This window comes from Bacillus sp. JJ1122, from assembly GCF_036964885.1.
Classification (GTDB): domain Bacteria; phylum Bacillota; class Bacilli; order Bacillales; family Cytobacillaceae; genus Mesobacillus.
This window is the reverse complement of record NZ_JBALQL010000046.1, coordinates 17,824-35,365: the sequence shown is the minus strand read 5'-3', so window position 1 is coordinate 35,365 and position 17,542 is coordinate 17,824. Positions and strand designations below refer to the sequence as shown.

General features: G+C 36.7%; 19 protein-coding genes, 1 tRNA gene and 1 pseudogene. 4 read left to right on the top strand and 17 right to left on the bottom strand.

Going from position 1 to position 17,542, the window contains the following annotated elements; genetic code table 11:
* Positions 1–317, bottom strand: a 317-nt coding sequence (locus tag V7201_RS22095; RefSeq protein WP_335378914.1) for a hypothetical protein, incomplete at its 3' end; no start/stop codon positions are given.
* 344 nt (positions 318–661) lie between these two features.
* Positions 662–1,465 carry a metallophosphoesterase gene (locus tag V7201_RS22090; RefSeq protein ID WP_335378913.1) on the bottom strand — a complete coding sequence of 268 codons (804 nt, stop codon included), beginning with the start codon at positions 1,463–1,465 and terminating at the stop codon, positions 662–664.
* Between the two features lie 665 nt (positions 1,466–2,130).
* On the opposite strand from V7201_RS22090, the gene V7201_RS22085 reads away from it, so the two are divergent.
* On the top strand, positions 2,131–3,432 hold the full coding sequence (locus V7201_RS22085; protein ID WP_335378912.1) for a M14 family zinc carboxypeptidase: 1,302 nt from the start codon (positions 2,131–2,133) through the stop codon (positions 3,430–3,432).
* 470 nt (positions 3,433–3,902) lie between these two features.
* Positions 3,903–4,841 carry an LCP family protein gene (locus V7201_RS22080; RefSeq protein ID WP_335378911.1) on the top strand — a complete coding sequence of 313 codons (939 nt, stop codon included), beginning with the start codon at positions 3,903–3,905 and terminating at the stop codon, positions 4,839–4,841.
* A gap of 412 nt (positions 4,842–5,253) precedes the next feature.
* On the opposite strand, the gene V7201_RS22075 is transcribed toward V7201_RS22080, so the two are convergent.
* From V7201_RS22075 to V7201_RS22065, 3 genes are all read right to left on the bottom strand, one after another.
* A complete protein-coding gene (locus V7201_RS22075) occupies positions 5,254–6,372 on the bottom strand; it encodes a DUF4362 domain-containing protein (RefSeq protein ID WP_335378910.1) in 1,119 nt (372 codons plus the stop codon).
* A 642-nt stretch (positions 6,373–7,014) separates the two neighbouring features.
* Positions 7,015–8,709 (bottom strand): M3 family oligoendopeptidase, encoded by a 1,695-nt coding sequence (locus tag V7201_RS22070; RefSeq protein ID WP_335378909.1) that lies wholly within the window; start codon positions 8,707–8,709, stop codon positions 7,015–7,017.
* Positions 8,710–9,045: 336 nt separating this feature from the next.
* Positions 9,046–9,142: transfer RNA gene (locus V7201_RS22065), tRNA-Sec, on the bottom strand.
* A 138-nt stretch (positions 9,143–9,280) separates the two neighbouring features.
* On the opposite strand from V7201_RS22065, the gene V7201_RS22060 reads away from it, so the two are divergent.
* Positions 9,281–9,712: a DUF2621 domain-containing protein gene (locus tag V7201_RS22060; RefSeq protein ID WP_335378908.1), complete on the top strand. Its 432-nt coding sequence runs from the start codon at positions 9,281–9,283 to the stop codon at positions 9,710–9,712.
* A gap of 72 nt (positions 9,713–9,784) precedes the next feature.
* Here the strand turns inward: V7201_RS22060 and V7201_RS22055 are convergent.
* From V7201_RS22055 to V7201_RS22020, 8 genes and pseudogenes are all read right to left on the bottom strand, one after another.
* Positions 9,785–9,991 (bottom strand): annotated as a pseudogene (locus V7201_RS22055) (YhcN/YlaJ family sporulation lipoprotein); the annotation flags it as partial.
* A 131-nt stretch (positions 9,992–10,122) separates the two neighbouring features.
* Positions 10,123–10,638, bottom strand: a complete 516-nt coding sequence (locus V7201_RS22050) for a hypothetical protein (protein ID WP_335378907.1) — start codon at positions 10,636–10,638, stop codon at positions 10,123–10,125.
* A gap of 170 nt (positions 10,639–10,808) precedes the next feature.
* Positions 10,809–11,036 (bottom strand): hypothetical protein, encoded by a 228-nt coding sequence (locus V7201_RS22045; protein WP_335378906.1) that lies wholly within the window; start codon positions 11,034–11,036, stop codon positions 10,809–10,811.
* Between the two features lie 698 nt (positions 11,037–11,734).
* Complete coding sequence (locus tag V7201_RS22040) at positions 11,735–12,205, bottom strand: GNAT family N-acetyltransferase (RefSeq protein WP_335378905.1); 471 nt, start codon at positions 12,203–12,205, stop codon at positions 11,735–11,737.
* A 12-nt stretch (positions 12,206–12,217) separates the two neighbouring features.
* Positions 12,218–12,949, bottom strand: coding sequence for a class I SAM-dependent DNA methyltransferase (locus V7201_RS22035; RefSeq protein WP_335378904.1), 732 nt, complete (start codon positions 12,947–12,949; stop codon positions 12,218–12,220).
* 142 nt (positions 12,950–13,091) lie between these two features.
* The gene (locus V7201_RS22030) at positions 13,092–13,547 is read right to left on the bottom strand and encodes a GyrI-like domain-containing protein (RefSeq protein WP_335378903.1); all 456 of its coding nucleotides are present in this window, start codon (positions 13,545–13,547) and stop codon (positions 13,092–13,094) included.
* A 192-nt stretch (positions 13,548–13,739) separates the two neighbouring features.
* Positions 13,740–14,300 (bottom strand): AAA family ATPase, encoded by a 561-nt coding sequence (locus V7201_RS22025; protein ID WP_335378902.1) that lies wholly within the window; start codon positions 14,298–14,300, stop codon positions 13,740–13,742.
* A 120-nt stretch (positions 14,301–14,420) separates the two neighbouring features.
* Positions 14,421–14,831: a VOC family protein gene (locus V7201_RS22020; protein WP_335378901.1), complete on the bottom strand. Its 411-nt coding sequence runs from the start codon at positions 14,829–14,831 to the stop codon at positions 14,421–14,423.
* 139 nt (positions 14,832–14,970) lie between these two features.
* On the opposite strand from V7201_RS22020, the gene V7201_RS22015 reads away from it, so the two are divergent.
* On the top strand, positions 14,971–15,438 hold the full coding sequence (locus tag V7201_RS22015; protein ID WP_335378900.1) for a hypothetical protein: 468 nt from the start codon (positions 14,971–14,973) through the stop codon (positions 15,436–15,438).
* Positions 15,439–15,679: 241 nt separating this feature from the next.
* Here the strand turns inward: V7201_RS22015 and V7201_RS22010 are convergent, their stop codons facing one another.
* The 4 genes from V7201_RS22010 to V7201_RS21995 all read right to left on the bottom strand — a co-directional run bounded on the left by V7201_RS22010 (position 15,680) and on the right by V7201_RS21995 (position 17,471).
* The gene (locus V7201_RS22010; protein WP_335378899.1) at positions 15,680–16,138 is read right to left on the bottom strand and encodes a hypothetical protein; all 459 of its coding nucleotides are present in this window, start codon (positions 16,136–16,138) and stop codon (positions 15,680–15,682) included.
* 14 nt (positions 16,139–16,152) lie between these two features.
* Entirely contained in the window at positions 16,153–16,356 is a 204-nt protein-coding gene (locus V7201_RS22005) for a hypothetical protein (RefSeq protein ID WP_335378898.1), read from the bottom strand.
* 285 nt (positions 16,357–16,641) lie between these two features.
* Positions 16,642–16,980, bottom strand: a complete 339-nt coding sequence (locus V7201_RS22000) for a hypothetical protein (RefSeq protein WP_335378897.1) — start codon at positions 16,978–16,980, stop codon at positions 16,642–16,644.
* A 119-nt stretch (positions 16,981–17,099) separates the two neighbouring features.
* Positions 17,100–17,471 carry a DUF2500 domain-containing protein gene (locus V7201_RS21995; protein WP_335378896.1) on the bottom strand — a complete coding sequence of 124 codons (372 nt, stop codon included), beginning with the start codon at positions 17,469–17,471 and terminating at the stop codon, positions 17,100–17,102.
* Positions 17,472–17,542 lie beyond the last annotated feature (71 nt).

The following is a 17,542-nucleotide window of genomic DNA, read 5'->3' as shown; positions in this document are numbered from 1 at the left end:
AATGTATATAGCTTACCTGTAAAAATATATAATTCCTCATAATTTCTTTCTACGTACTCATCTATAATTTGAATTCCCTTTATGAGTCTATTCACTAATAGCTGGGTGTACTTTTCATCACAAGTAACTTGATTTACTCTCGTAAGTTCATTGGCTAATGAATGGAATTTAAAATCCTCAATCCACAGTTTTATTTGATAGACCTTATCTGAATAAGACCTAGGGTTATTTTTATTATCTAGGGTTTTATAAACAAATTTAATAAAAACCCGAATATTTTCAGCAAGCAAATTCGCCTTTTGCATCTGGAAATTCATCTCTGCACCCCTCTGTTCCAAAACATTCACTACAAAAAATATATGTTTCGAGACGAAATTTTAATACAGCCCCCTATCCTTCTGCTAGTTCGCTCTAGGGCGGCATCTTTTGAGCAAATTGAGTGAACCAAAAGCAAATTAGAATTCCAAACCAAAGGCATTTTCAGTTAAATCAATAGATTCAAAGGCCCCTATACCAATCAAACGGTCCAGCAGCCTTTGGATAACTTCTATTCGGTTGTTCATGAAAAAAACTAGCACCTCTAAGTATCTAAAGTATTTTTCATTTCAAAAGAAAACAAAAACCGCACGATTGTAATTCACCATGCAGTTAACTATAAATTTTAAATCTCAATTATTTTTATACAGGAGAAAATTTCTTCTTCTGGAGAATGGAGGTTCCATTCATGTGGATAATAGCCTAATGGATTACATATCATTTCAATTCCTTTATAGTGATCATGATACCGGGTATGAATATGACCAAAGATATATTTTTCAACACTATATTTCAGAGCTAATTCTCCCAACCGAGTGCTGCCCATCATCGCATTGAAAAAGTCCCAATTCGGATTGTCCTTGCATAATACATACTTTGAAAATGGAACAACATGTGTTACCATAATAATTTTTCTTCCACGATATGCGCTTAACCAGGTCTCTAACTTCGTAATATAATGATCAGTCACTATATGGTCCGGCACCTTCCAGTGTGCATAAGTTCTATCTGGCCATGTAAAACCATTATAAGAACCATTTTGGAATTGTTCTTTCGTGTAACCCTTTATGCCGAAAGAGTAATCGTACCAGCCACCATCCCCGATGATCACCCATTCTTCATTTAATTCGACAGGACCATTTCCGAGGTTGCCTTGAAACTTAAGTAGTAGTTGATATGCTAATTCTGAATCTCCATGATAGATATCGTGGTTTCCATGAACAAAGAAGATCCTTGTTCCCACAGATTCATTTTGAATTTGATTCAATAATGCAAGACTCTTTTCAGGACCAGCAGTCATATCCCCGCTAATGATAAAAACATCCGGAGAATTCTCAGCAATCCATTTTTTTAAGACGTCCATTAGATCGATCTTTGTATTTTTACGATTTATACCTTCATGAATATCTGATAAAACAGCAATTCTCATTCAAACCCTCCTACTCAAAGCATAATAATCACTTAAACTTAAAATCCCATCGTTTCTGTCCTGGACGCTCAAAAAGAAAATGAACTACTGGAAAGGAATAAGAATTTTACCTTTCCTCTATTTCTCTACATCTTGTACTTTTGCCAACACTCCTTGCACCTTCTATTCGAGTTACACTATACAAAAAAACCGGACAAGTGATATTTTCAAAATCCTTTCCTTCTAAAAAACCCTTCAGAAACTACGTTGTCTGCATTCCTTCCAGCTGACTTCAGGATTCTGATGTTCAAAGATTGAATTAATTGTTGGTTCAAGCTGTTGCAGGAATTCTTTCAATCTATCTTCCCTCCAGGCTGTATAAAAAAGTGGTCTCCATTTTATTTTTTCATATTGTTCTTTTCGCTTTTTAACTTCTTATTTAACAAACTAGCATATTATTAAAATAAGTAAAATGATAATTCAGAAAATTTTAGAGTAAAAATCATTTAGCTTCTCTGAGTCATTTTTCCTTAAAAGGATTTACTCCCTTAATTTTACATGTCAATATCCCTATCTATTTAAGAGTATATTTTCCTAATATTCAAAATTATCAATTTAATATTTTATAAACAGTTTTTATCATGTTAAAATATCTTGGAAACTATTAACAAAGGGAGGAAAATGATATGAAAAAGAAAAAAGCACTAGGATACATAATTTCTAGCGGTTTCTTGGCAACTTCTCTTCTTTACAGTTCAACCAGCATTTATGCCGAATCAACCACCACCCCAAACGGTCCATGGGTACAGGATGAACAGAACCTTTCTATTGCAGGCCTAATGACTAATGAACAATTGGAAGCCAAACTAAAACAAATTGAAAAGTCATCAAAAGGAAAGATGGTACTGGAACAGTTCGGAACTTCCAACGATGGCTACCCTCTTTATGCTGCTAAATTTGGTAATAATGACCCCAATAAGAAGCGTGTTCTCATTTATACTCAAATCCATGGCAATGAAACACTGGGTACGGAGGCAGCTGTAGAATTAATGCAAAAACTGGCAGCTGGAGGGACTGAAGCGGCTAATATCCTGAACAAGGTCAGCGTTTGGTTTGTCCCACGAATTAACCCTGATGGAACAGCCAATCAATACGAAGGAAAGCCATATCCGACTAGATACTCTCATCAAACATGGAAGCCAGAAGAACTTGGCCTGCCGGCAGATACAAAAGCTCCCTGGTATTACAATGCTGTAGGAAGTGAAAGAGGACAGAATAATGAAGGAACAGTTGTATATGGAATTCCTGGTTTTGACTTGAATCGGGATTTCCATCCGAACTATGACTTTGATGTAACCAAGGAAATTAAAAAGGATTCTAGCAAAGTAGCAGAAATTTTAAATCAAAAATCTACAAACAACGGTGCACAAGCATCATTAGTCTTTTCACCTGAAACACGAGCACTTACAAAACTAGTAAAAGAATTTGATCCTGATGTAGCAATTGACCTTCATCACCGAGGTTTCAATAGATTATCAGAAGAAGACAGCCGTTCAGTCTCAATCCAGCTGTTAGCCCAATTTACAACGAAACCATACACGGATCCTTTCAGTGGTAAAACATACGATATCGACCCAGAAGTATTGACCTTGAGCAAAAAAGTAAACGCAGTCGCTTATGAATCATTGCAGCGAGGCAACTCATCCTATGGTGCCATTCAGAAATATCCGACTGTTAACTACCCTGGCTCAGGCTTGGGTGCCATCCAGTTAAATGGTACAGCTACCATGCTCATAGAAATAAAAGGCCAAACGCAAACCTTAGGCCAAAAACAAAACGGCATGCTTAAAGAAACTGCAAAAGTTCCAGTGCTGGCCGTTCTGAATAGCCTGGCAGATGACACGATAGAAAAGGCAGATCCAGCTGTATATGATGCCATACCAGAGTATTCTTTCCCAGTAAATCCTGGTGGAGATCACGATCACTAAGACCAACTTTATTAGCTGGCACCACGCGAACTTAATACAGCACAAAAAACCGCACGAGTGAAGTCACCGTGCGGTTCCCTTATGTAATTTGTTAGATTGTATAGGGATCGAACTCGGTTAGCATATTCTAATAACCTATATAAAGTGCGAATATTTAAGAACTCTTCCATTGCCTCTTTTTGATCCCCCAATATTCTGACCGACCCAACACTGATACTTTCTCTATCTATTTAACTTTTATATTGAATCTTAGACTAATTGCTATGTAGATTGGGTAATACGTAGAAAGTAAAGATTGTAAACAGAAATTCAAACAAATGTAACCAAATATCCCATAAGATGAAATCTTTTTATGGGATAATGACTTCTTCAAGTAAAAATGGACTTCCTTCAGTTCTATTTATCCAAAACAAATGAAGTGTTGTTCATAATCTAATTATGGTTATTAATTCAGCCTAGGTGGTGCAAGTATGTCAGGAACAAAAAAAAGAATAAGGGTAAAATGGAGCAGAGTATGGACCGCCTTTATTCTTTTAAGTATATTTTTTGTGGGTCTTATTAATATTTTTCATTACATAGAAGGAACGATAGAAACAATCAAACAACCATTAAAAAAAGTGGAAGCAAAAAATTCCTTTCAAGGAGAGAAAAATAAACTAAACGAAATCAATGTTCTTTTATTAGGAAGTGATTCCAGAGGTGAAGAACAATCTAGAACGGACACGATTATGGTTGCACATTATAATCCTGATACCCATAAGGTCAAACTAATTTCACTTATGCGAGATATGTATGTCTCAATACCTGAACATGGGAAGCAAAAATTAAATGCTGCTTATACATACGGAGGACCTGAGTTACTTAGGGAAACCATTCAAAAAAATTTCGGGCTAAATATTCATCATTATGCGATAGTCGACTTTAAAGGCTTCGAAAAAGCTGTCGACCTCCTCGTTCCCGAAGGAATTGAAGTAAATATACCTTATGAAATGTCTCATGGTATAGGAATGACGTTGGAGGAAGGTGAACAGCAACTTCATGGTGAAGAGCTGTTAGGATATGTTCGTTTCCGACATGATCGTTTAAGTGACTTCGGACGAGTGCAAAGACAACAAGAAGTTATTACCAAATTAAAGGATAAAGCTGTAAGTCTGCAAAGTGTAGTAAAGCTTCCTGAACTATTGGGACTTTTAAATACTTACATTGATACAAATATAGAAACCTCCACCCTCTTGACGATTGGAAAAGACATTTTGTCTAATAAAAGTGGAGATATTGAAAGCATACGAATCCCTGAAGATGGCAGTTTCACAAATGAACGTTATGATGGCATCGGAGAAGTATTAGATGTCGATTTAGATCAAAATAAAATGGCTCTTGATCGGTTTTTAGAAAAGGAAGATAAGTAAAGTTGGATTCTTCCACCGAAACATTTGGCCCTATTTTGTGTATTTTTCAACCAAAATAATAAAAAAACCGCACGTTTGAAATTTCATCGTGCGGTTTAACTGTGTGTAGTTGTCGGGACCGCCTGGGAATCGAACCTCGCTAACCTGGCACACAGGTCACGAGCGGTTTTGAAGTTTACTGGCACCTGCTTATCCTGTATCTTGATGTACCCCAAAGTATGTTAGTACAAGGTTTCTTGCAGACTAATATTACTTTTGATTTCTATATTTTAAATTTGGGGCTCCAAGGATAGCTAGAAATTGTATTAATACTTCGAAGATACAAAATGAGTAATTCTTTTAAAAAGTTCAAAAATCAAGCTAGCAATATTGTATGGTATAAAACATTCCTAAATTTGCATTTCCACTACCGCTAATTTATTTTTTTAATTTCTTTAACTTTGGCTCTCCCTGGCTTCGATCCGGTGATATTACCGTCTATCGTTGCTCGGATTTTATCACCAAGCTGGTACTCTTCAATGGGAACTCCTTCTAATTCGGTAAAATCAAATATGAATGAATTCATGTCCATTTGTTTTATTTCATCTTTCATCCATTCATAATCCATTTTATTTAATTCTTCTCCAATTAACAAAGTGTTGTCTTTTCGTTCTAGCACATATCCTTGAACGATAACATCAGGCTTTTCCGTTTGTAGCTGCTCAATTTGCGCAATTATGTAATTTGCAATCTTTGTAAACTTCAACCCATATAAGCTATCGTCACAATCCTTCCAGCTAAATTCCCGCTCCCCTCCATTGATATACACCTTTAAATTGTACTTTATGGCGTCAGGACGTTCACATGATGCAAAGGTCTCTTTATCATCCAAGTAATTTGCAAAGACTAGCCTTTTATACAGCTCTTGCTTTACATTTTCCGCCATATGAAACGGTTCAGTCGTACCATTTTCTTTTTTCATCTTCCCGGTTTTAGTATTTATTTCGTTCTCCAGGTTCTCTCTATACTTTAGTTCGATTTCAAACAAATCCTGTTGACTCATGTTATATTCAAGTTTTAGGATTTGATCCATTCCGGTCGGTAGATCTTTACAATCAGTTGCTATGTAAGTGGTATTGGTAGGATTTATTTCTTCAATTAAATGGCCACACTTAATCGTTCGAATTTCTCCACTCCCATATTCATCACGGGTGTTGTCATTCTTCACCACAAGAGATTCCCCATTGTATTTCAAATCCTTAACAATCGGATCCCCTTCAATCGTGTAGGAAACGATCCGTAAATCAGAAACCACCCCACTCTTCATATCTTCATAGAACCGCTGCATCCTTTCAATCCCTTCAACGCCTCCATGAGTATTCACGACATCAACATTCCCCACATCCTTTACATAAGGTTTTTGGCTTTCTTTGCCTGTTGATTGAGAGGCTCCATTGGCATTAGGGATATCATTTTTGTTAACTTGCGTATTACAGGCAGCTAGCGAAAAGATTAAAATAAAATAAAAAAGGAATTTTGACATTCTTATCATTTGACCCTCACATCCATTCTATAATTTTCGCACAAGTGACCTATTTTGGATAAAAATTACATCGTTAATTAAATAGACGAAAGAATGGAGAAAACGTCACAATCCTTTTAAAGTGTCAGGCACTTATTTATATTGACGATAAATTTGGCGGGAAGCATAGGGACGTATCTTATGCTTCTACATCACAGTTGCTAATGGAAATAGCCGGGGGTATATCCCTTTTTATTTCAAGTATAGTTTGTGGGAGTGCTTAGGGAGAAATATAAAATTACAAAAACAAAAAAACGCATGTGAAAATCAATATGTGCGAACAGTTGTATATAAATTTGGCGAGACCGCCTGGGAATCGAGCCCAGCTAACCTTTCACGCAGGTCAAAACGGTTTGAAGTTTGCTGCCATGTATTTTTCTAGTACCCCGATATAACCAAAAATACTGATAAATTAAGGTTTCTTAACTTCTAGTATTTTCATGAGATATCAACAAATCCGGCACCTAGCATGGCACCAACATACAAGTTAATTCCTGTTTCACAATGGTGGATAAAATTTGGGTTGGTATTGAAGAAAAAAAAAGAAATTGGCCCTCCGATAGCGGCCAATCCCATTATATATACTTAATTTGTTTTTGCTATATTTCTTTATTAAAGAGCCTTATCATCTACTGTATTCAAATAAGCTTCGATTTCATCAATCACAGATTTCACACAACCATTTTCAAATGGAGAAATTAAGTTCGCTTCACGGACAAGCTCTGTGAATGATAGGCTTCCTCCCTGCTTACATAGATGTAGATAATCCTTCCAGGCATCCTCTGTATTTTCCTGCGTCCGTTTCCAGAATTGTAACGCACAAATTTGAGCTAGTGTGTAATCAATATAGTAGAAAGGAACCTTGTATATATGTCCCTGTTGCTGCCAGAAACCGCCATTTTCCAAAAAGTCGTTTCCTTCATAATCGCGATGTGGCAAGTACTTTTTCTCGATTTCTCTCCAAGCTTGCTTGCGCTCAGATGGAGTTGCTTCCGGGTTGGCATACACAAAATGCTGGAATTCATCGACTGCTACACCATAAGGAATAAACAGAACCGCTTCACTTAGATGAGAAAACTTGTACTTATCGGTATCTTCCTCGAAGAAAAGTTCCATCCAAGGCCAAGCAAAGAATTCCATACTCATCGAGTGGATTTCACACGCTTCTAGTGTAGGGAACGCGTATTCAGGTATTTCAAATACACGACTTTCAAATACTTGGAACGCATGTCCCACTTCATGCTTTAATACACGAACATCACCTTTTGTGCCATTAAAGTTTGCGAATATGTATGGTGACTTATGTTTGCTAATATAAGTGCAGTATCCCCCGCCAGCCTTACCCGCTTTGCTTAATAGGTCCATTAGGTTGTTTTTTACCATATAGGTGTAAAACTCATTCGTTTCAGTAGACATTTCCTCGTACATTTTCTTCGCTTGATCGACAATCCACTCCGCATCTCCTTTAGGATCAGGATTTCCTGTCTTAAAGCTGAAGCTGTCATCGTAATATTTATATGTATCGACACCAATACGTTCCTGCTGTCTTTGTTTTAGTTTTGTTGCTAAAGGAACGATGTACTCTTTCACTTGATCACGGAACTTTGCTACCATTTCAGCATCATAATCAGTACGAGAAAGTCGGGCATAGGCTAACTCAGTAAAAGAAGAGAATCCTAGCTTCTTAGCAATTCTAGTACGTACTTTTACGAGCTTGTCGTATAAATCATCCAATTGATCGGCATGCTCAACGAAAAAGTTGTACTTCGCTTCGTTTGATTCCTTCCTAATAGTACGGTCAGGTGATTGGTGATAAGGAACTAACTGAGCAAGATTTTTAACTTCCCCATCATATGGAATTTTAGCTGAAGCAAGTAAATCAACATACTCACTAACTAGTTTGTTTTCTTCCTGCATTTCTTTCAACACATCAGGAGAGAATGTCTTTAATTGACTGTCAGCTAATAAGAATAACTGTTTCCCCCACTTTTCTTCTAGCTGAGAGCGGAATTTAGAACCTGTTAGCGCCTCGTAATATTTTGTGATTAGACCCTTGTAGGCTGGTCCTACTTCATTGAAAAAATCTTTTTCTTTCTTATAGAACTCATCCGTGGTATCAATCGTCTGACGAATTTGAACAATCTGTCTCATGCTTTCAAACTCAGAGCGTAACTCATTGATTTCTTTCATTAATTGGTCCTGAACATCAAAGGACTCAGCAGATTGGAACCTCTCTATTAATTGATTAAAGTTCCCCTCCACCTCTTCAATATTTGGTCTTGTATATGGATAATCGTTAAACTGCATGAAAGAATCCTCCTGTAGTAAAAATTTTCGTTAAAGTACCTATTTCGTCAAAATGAGGCAATCTCCTTTTAAATTTTAAAAAAAATTTCGTTATTCGAAATAAAGATTTTACTGTTATTCTTAGTACTATCTAAAAGGAGATTCCCATTCTAGAGCTTTTTACTAGGTCTTCAATTACTTTGAGGGATTCTGGTCCTAGAGATCGTAGTCGATTTTTTGTTTTTGCAGAAAAAAGAGCAGATTAGTGAGGGGCCTGTCCCACTCATAATAACGCAATAAATACTGCATACAAAAAAACCGCACAGCTTGATAACTGTGCGGTAAAATTATGTATTTTGGCGGGACCGCCTGGGAATCGAACCCAGCTAACCTGGCACGCAGGTCACAAGCGGTTTTGAAGACCGTGGAGGACACCAGTACCCCATTCAGCCCCGTTTTAAGAACAAGGTCTATTATACTTACAAGCTGCCTTTTTTACAAGAGAGTTACTCAATTTGTCACATGACTTGTCTTCCGCCCCGCGCCAATACTATAATATAGGGAGATATTAGAATTGTGTGGGTGAAGGTTAATGTATCAGCTTGAAGGTTGGTTTTTATGGTTTATTATGTTTTGGGTTCTAGTGTTAGTTGGATTATTTGCGATAGGCGGATTTTTCATGTTCCGGAAGTTCTTGAAGAAGATGCCGAAGAATGATGGAAAATCGGATATGGATTGGGAAGAGTATTATGTAAACGAAACGAGGCATTTATGGCCGGATGACCAGAAGGCATTGCTTGAGGATCTTGTCAGTCCCGTTCCTGAATTATTCAGGGATGTGGCACGGCACAAGATTGCCGGTAAAATTGGTGAGCTAGCACTTAAGGAAAAAGCCGATACAATTAACCAGGAGTTAGTGATTCGCGGCTACATCCTTGCAACACCAAAGCGGGATCATAAGTTTTTGCGCAAAAGGCTTGCCGAGAAACAAATTAGCACTGCTCCATATGAGACGTTATTCTAAAGAACTATATAGTTTTCGAAAAACAATGATATTTTTAAAGGGAACCTGAAATCAAGGTTCCCTTTTTAACCTTTATCGAGCTGTAGGAAAAACCCTTTGGACCATTTCACTAAATTCATCAAACAAACCGCGAATAGGTTCCCCATTCTGGATCTTATCCCCATAATCTTTCATACGGTCAACGAAATCAGGATTGCTTGAAACAAAGACGTTCTCGATATTTCTATCCATGGATTTTACTCGATCGTGATTTTCTTTCACAAGATCTTTTCTCCCATTCCCTGTTTCATCGTTGTTCCAACCATAGAAATTCCAATCATCGTATTTTATGTGCAGGAAATTCAGTAATAAAAAAAGCACAATGAGCGTTATACAAATGCTCATTGTGACTATCCCCTTTTTTATGAACATCATCTTTTTTTTCGTTTCCTGAATAACTTAAAAACATCTTCATTTTTTGTAAGGATAATGACCTTGTCTTTATGTTTTTTCATTAGCTTTATCGCTTGGACTAGATTATTTCCATCATAGTTGTGGTTCCATTTTAATAAGTCAAGCAAGGTTCGTAAATTTTCTTTTCTTGGAGATTTCTGCAGCTTGATCTTTCTTAATAAAAATCTTTTTACGATTCTCCAATCTCTTACGTACACATTTGTTTTAAGCACGAGTATGTAATCTGCCTGATGAAAGCTATCCTCAAGCCAGCTATAATAGACACCTTCAATAACCCATTTTTCCTCTGCTAAAATTTTCCCCAGCTTTTCCTGCCTTATAGCTGGAAGAGTTTGTGACCCAAAATATTCTGAATCATGATCCCAAAAGAGATTATCCAATTCATATTTAGGTACTTTTAATATTTTTGATATTTTATTTGCTATGTAGGTTTTCCCGCTGCCGGGACCACCAATGATATGTATTTTCGCCAATGTTTCCACCCTGACCAATTAAAAATAATTAAAAAGCCTACCACAAAAAATTTTACCACAATATAACAGAAAATTATCGATGACAATGAATTTTCTGATAAAATGTTAAATTAAAGTTTAAAAAGGATAATTTAAACAAAGAAACGAGTCCTAAAGTTCAGGACTCGTTTTCATTTTTCTGGGCGGGCTTTTTTCCTACCCAGTCTCTTCCCTGCTCTCAAAGCTTTTACTTCATACACCATGCCGACAAGCAGCATGATGAACCCAATCCCAACCAATATGTAAATACCTGCCTTTGGGAGGATTCGGATAAACCCCATGCCCTTCATGAACAAGGGCACAAGGATTAGGGAGAGCCCTGAGGCTTTCAAAAATACAGCAGTATGTCTCAATGCCAAACCTTCTCCTCCTGTCTTAAATGAGATGGTTTTGTCATTATATTAGTGGAAGCTTGTCATTATTCAATCCCATAAAAAAAGGCAACGGCCCCGCCTTCGCCATTTGCCTTGATAGCCACACTTGCTACCCTACCTAAAATATATAATAAATAATGAATATTAAGTTCATAGCTTGATTTTGTTAATGTTTTTAGTATTTTCTATAAAATTATTAAAGAATGTAGAAATGCGTGATCACCAATAAGAAATTAATGATAACTTTGTAAACCATCGTACACACTCCTTATTTAGTAAGAGTCAATTACATGGTCCGTTTACATCTCTACTTTAACAAATGATTGTTAAGCTAACATAAAACAAAATCGTCTATTTTGTAAATTTTTTCTTTTCTAAAAAATTTAAGGCTGCTTGCATATCAACATCGGCCTCTATATGGTTAGGAGTCCAGGGAATCTGGATATGAGGTTCAATACCTTTTCAATAACCTCAAGAGGATGCTCGAACATGAAAAAAGGAAGTTAGGTAGCATATTCATATGGGTAAAGCTTTCTGATTAACCACATCTGTTTCTTTCAATTCTTGTAAAAATAGGCTGGGTCATCCCAGCCTTCTTAGTCCTTCCATCCGGCATAATCATGGTGCATAATATGGACGATTTCTTTAAAAATGGCTTCCATATTACTCCTCCTGATTCGTGTTTAGTTCATTTTAAAAACACTAATATAATAATCCTCTTCAGGAAAATCCCCTTCGTAATGGAACCCATTCTCCTGATAAAAGCTCTTCAATTTTTCGTTCCCTGCCCAGCAATCTAAATATAATGACCTATCCGTTTCTCGAGCGTATACACAAGCCCAGTTGATAATCGCTCGACCATAACCTTTACTTTGATACTCCGGAAGGATTGCAAGTTGATATAAATATTGGCTGTTGGGTTGGATCTGGCAAACACTTAGACTATCAATATCTTTTATGCCAAACGTACCGATTAGCTGCTCATCGACTGAAAAGGTGTATAAATAGCTGGATTTTATCTGGCTCAAAATCTCATTCTCATTCCATGGATAATCCCATTGTTTGATTCCTTTATTATGTAAATCAAGTGCTGACTCATTTAAAACATATACAAGTTTTTTATAATCATCCACGTTTGCTAACGTAATTCTCATGATCCAGACTCCTTATTTAACACATGAAAACATCAGGACTACAGGGATTCTCTTTCTTCTCTGATATTCGTTATCGCTGCTGAAGTTTTCAGCCTTTGGGGTTCCTTCCCTCAGATCTTCGACTTTAAAGCCTGCCTGCTTCAGTAATCGAAAATACTCTTCGGTAGTCCGATGGTATTTGATTACCTTTTTGCCAATCCATGGCTCAGCTCTTTCTCCCTGGTTAAAATAGTCATCGACAATCCAGTCCGTCCTCGTGCCCGAAGCTTCTGCACTTTTAGTAGAAGAAGTGAGGACGGGATGCTGGACACTAAAAACAAACTTTCCGCCATCCACTAGAGTGTGATGAACATTTTGAAAAACAGTATCTAGATCAGCTAAATAATGCAAAGCGAAGCGTGAAAGAACTAGATCAAATTGTCCTGTCAGAGGTTGCCATTCTTCCATGGGTGACAGTTCAACTTTCCCCGCTCGACCCTCTAGGTTTTTTGCTGCCGCTTGAGCCATATTTTCTGACCCTTCAACACCTGTGTAGCTAAGACATCCTCGTTGGAGAAGATCCAAACCAATTTCTGCATCCCCACAGCCTAAGTCGCATACCCTTTTACCTTCTACATTCCCAATAAGCTCAAGTAAAACAGGTTTTTCGATGACATTATTAGGACTCTCCGGCCTAGTTCTCCGTTTCATGTAATTCTCGAAAAATTCACCTTCATCATAAGCAGACGATCCTCTGAACTCCATCCATTTTCCTCCATTTAAAAAGAATGACAAATCTTTAATATCTTATCATAATTCAGAATTGTATCAACGAATAAAATAAAAAACTGCAAAATTTTTGCAGTTTAATTCGATTATTTATAGACATCCTCTATATTATTATTCCTTAATTTTTAATCGGAATATAAACTTCAACATCCTCTACATCATCCTGGACCGGATAGTAAACTTCAATGATATACTGTTCAGGAGTTGCACGTTCATAGCTTTGTTCAAGAATCCATTTATCTAATAAAGAATACAAATTTCCCATCTCTGTTCCTTTGCCTTTAACAACAGCATAGCTATGTTGAATATGCATGTATTCCATACCTTCAGGAACATAATCTGTATTTTCATTCACCAAAATACCAACAAAAAATGTTCCTTCTAGCTGAGTTGGTTCTTTTGGAGCCTCATAGACCGTCACTTCGAGTCCTGTGCTATTCGGTATATCCTTTGCATGTTCTAAAAATTGCTGTGCAGCTTTTGGAACTGTGTCTCCATAGTCCCTAAAATAACCTTTATGCTTCATGCAAATTACTTTAAAATCTTTTGTAACTACTTTGCACATAAACATCATCCTGCCTCCTTTAGTTAGAAAAAGGAATTAAGACCTTAATCCTTAGCTCCGCCAATTCCTTTTTGATTTACATGATTCTTTTTTTTTATTCTCGATTTCTTGTTCCAGCTTTTCTTAGTCCGCCGCAAAAAAAACCCAAAATCTTCTCCATACACTCACCTTATTTTTGTTTCATCCTTTTTCTTTATAAATCTATAATTCGAATCTCTCTTTAATTCTTTTCGCCACGTCTTCCGCACTCATTTCTGTGTTATTTATCCTCATGTAGTTTTCTTTTTTGATTTCACCTTCAAAGGAATTCAAACGGTATTGATCCATTGACTTTACTAAGTCATTTTCAGACCAAGTAATATCACGCTTTGATGGCTTATGTTCAAGTCGATGAGGGCTTTTATTACGATCGAGTCTTTCAGATAGTTCCGCTTCCAGCTCTACGAAATAAACGGTCCCTCCTTTAGACTCGAAAATCTGGGAGAGACTCTCCACATAATCCCAGTCCTCCTGCAAATCGAATGCCCAGACATATGTAAAAATCAAACCGTATAAATCACTATTTGCCACCGCTTCAAATATCTCCTGGCGAAATAAGGAAACAAGCCTTTTTCCCTCCTTAGTGCCGTAATTGAAAAACGGATTCACTAAATCTATTGTCATATGATTATGAAAGAGCTTTAAATCTGTTATTTTTTCTAACTCATGCCCAACAGTCATTTTACCAACTGCCTGCGGTCCAAATATTAATACTAACTTCATATGTCCTCCTGATATTACTACTCTATTATTCCTACGATGTATTAATTTTTAAAAGCTAAACATGCCACATGATTTCCCCTGTATATTTATCCTTTTAAAGAACAATTTCATGTCAAGAATTCAAAGCAAATACCTCTTCTTAAAATCCGGGCTCAGTTCACTCCAAACATCAAACATATTTCCATCCAAGTCGTAAAAAACAAAGTTGTTCCCTGCATGACCCCTGTCTTCTATCTCGCCCACTCTTAAGCCCTTCTCTAAAAAATTATTATGTAATTCGGCAAGTGCCTTGATGCCATTTACTTCAAAGGTTAAAATAAAACGCTCTTCACCAAGGATATCTACAAAATTCGCACTCTGTCCCATAGACTTCACTAAAAAGAAACTCATATTTGCCAAGTTAATGATTGCTTTTTCGTCATCCTGATAGCTGATCTCGGCATTCAATTTTTCTGCATACCATTCTGAAGAAACTTCCACATCATTTACCGGAATGTAAATGGTACCTACTCTTAATAATTGTTGGATCATTTTTCACTACCACCCTTCATTTAAAGGATTCGACTTAAATAGAAATTCCCCTTTCTACTTATCTATAATTTTCCAATTTATAGATTGATTAAGGAAGCCAAGAAATGTTAAAATCCAATTAATGGAAGGTGGTAATCCAATGAAGAATTTGATTTTCCCGGCTGTTCTTTTATTCTTGTTAACCGGCTGCACCAGTGAAGAGGCAGAAACGTCGAGCACAAACGATACCCAGTTGCTTATCCAGGAAATTCAGAAGCTAAAAGATGAATTGGCAGAAAGGCCGAATCTAAGTGCTGATCAATTAAGAGAATCCATGAATCTATCCTTGGAAGCATTTAATGCCATGATCAAAAAAGATTACGATTATTTACAATCCATTTCCGATTCGGGTGTTACCATTAATAGGGCTACAAATTCCTTTCACTTCGAAGGCCGCCATGACCAAGACTTCATCAACGGATTGGATTACAGCAAACTTGAATATCGCTTCCATGATAAGAAAAACGAAAAGATTACAGTCGGATTTGCAGAAAATAGCATCGAATATTATTTTGAATTCATTCAAAAAGACGAAACAATGCTGCTGCATACATTCACGACTAATTAAACAACATGCACTCTTACCATTTGAAGAGTGCTTGATCTCATCAAAGAAGATCAATTTATGTTATGCTAAGCAATTGGCTAATCCCTTTAAAGTTAGGTAAGTTCAAGTATGTAATGATTCATTCATCCAATTCTTTTGGCTTATATGAATATGCCTAAGAGCTCATCAAAAGGTGAAAAAAATATCAATTCCCCATATCGATAATGAACTTGATTTTCAACCTATTTAACTTCAAGGGTTCTCATGTTTTATCATGGTAGCTTTCAGGCTTCCTCAAAAACCATAAATGCCAACGCAAATACAACAATGCCCCAAAGTAATATGGCGGAGAATACCAAGGCTTCCAGGTGAAATAGTTTAGAAAATGGACTTTAACAAACGCAATCTCGAAAATCATTGAAATAACAATCCATGCGCCCGCATAAAGAAGGAAGGGCCTGATTTTTTCAGGCGTGAAATTGAGGAAAATAATGCCAAAGGATGCACCTAGAGTTAGTTCTATCAAATGCACTGGCAGCTGCACTCCAGGACCTGCAAGTTCATATAATTTAAAATAAAAACTGAAAACTACATCAGTGCTTAGATTGATTAATGCGATCACACACCAGCTTATATAAATTTCTTGTTTCGTTAAGTTTTTTGGCATCTGCCATATGATAACAAGATTAATAACAAGGATCAGATAAGGTAACCAGTACATATTGTACCCCCCCTTTACGCAGTGTTCTTGCTGTCGAGAAAAGTAATCCATTTATAAAATCCAAGCAAACAATATAAAATAATTGGATCCACAATAAGTGAATACCCTATTTTCCAAGAGCCATAATGGAAGTAACCCCATGGTTGGGGAAGCAAGGCTGCAAGTTCATATAGAAGGATGACAGCGACAAATAAAGCAACAAAAAGGATTCTTTTCATGGCACTTTTTCCAAACGGATACAAATTCAAAAAAATAATATTCACTGGGGGGATTAAAATAGTTCTCGGGATTAAACCTGCCCACTCAACCCCAGGTGTAAAGTACCAGTAGCTATGAAATTTGAACTCCACAATTAAATCAAATACATTTTGAAATGCGATTGTAAAGGTCCAAATCTGTACAACATGGCTCAATGTAAGTTTTTTGTTTACTTTAATTGCTATTAGATTAAATATGATTACTGAAATTAATAGTCCGACCATAGGCAAATCCTTTATTTATTATTATTTGTCTTTCCCTTTAATCTTCTCTCGGATGCTTTCTAACTCTTCCATAGACAGATTACCCAGGGATTTTTTTATTTCTTCTTCAATTTTTTTCCTGTTCTTCTCTTTATATTGATCCCACCACTTCTGTAAACCCTCAGTATTTTGCAGAAGGTATTCAATATCAATTACTTCCACTTCATCGTCAGATAAATAATTCAGAACTGCCGCAAGCAGGCGATTGAGATTCTGAATTTCAGCTTTCGCCTTGGTTTCCTCGTCTCCATCTTCAAGCGGTATTTCCTCACCTGGTTGCTTCTCTGTGTTTTCATTGGTTGCTGCTGACTTTCGTGGCAAGAGTTCTCCTCCTCTGTTGATTTTTGTAAATAGTATTTCCTAAATACCTCAAACCATTAGGAATTTATTAACAATCGTATAACATAAAAAAAAGAGCTGCTAAGCAACTCATTGATTAATCATTTTTCTTTATACCGATACCTGGTAAATCCTAAATATCTTGTGCCTTGAAATTGAAGTTCTCCCTCGTCGCCTTCTACAAGCTGTCCATACTCGCTCCCATTCACATGAAGCTCCTGTCTATCCCCGCTTTCGAACTCAAAAGTAACATAATAACTATTGTGGGCATTCGTTTCTCCGCCGCCATGAATGCTCGTTCTTTTTGTGACTACTTTTGCATTTGCATTTAAACGTGGCTGATTATTATTCTTACTCCAGGTGGAGATTCCATTAATAATCGCAAAAATAAAGAATCCAACCACAATGATAAAGATAATGCCAATAAAAATAGGTACAGCTGTAAACATGAAGTCACCCGGTGCTTCCACCATCTCCAATTCCCCCATTCTAATTAAACCAACCAACTAGAAATGCACTTAGTAAATTTACGTTACCAGGCTGG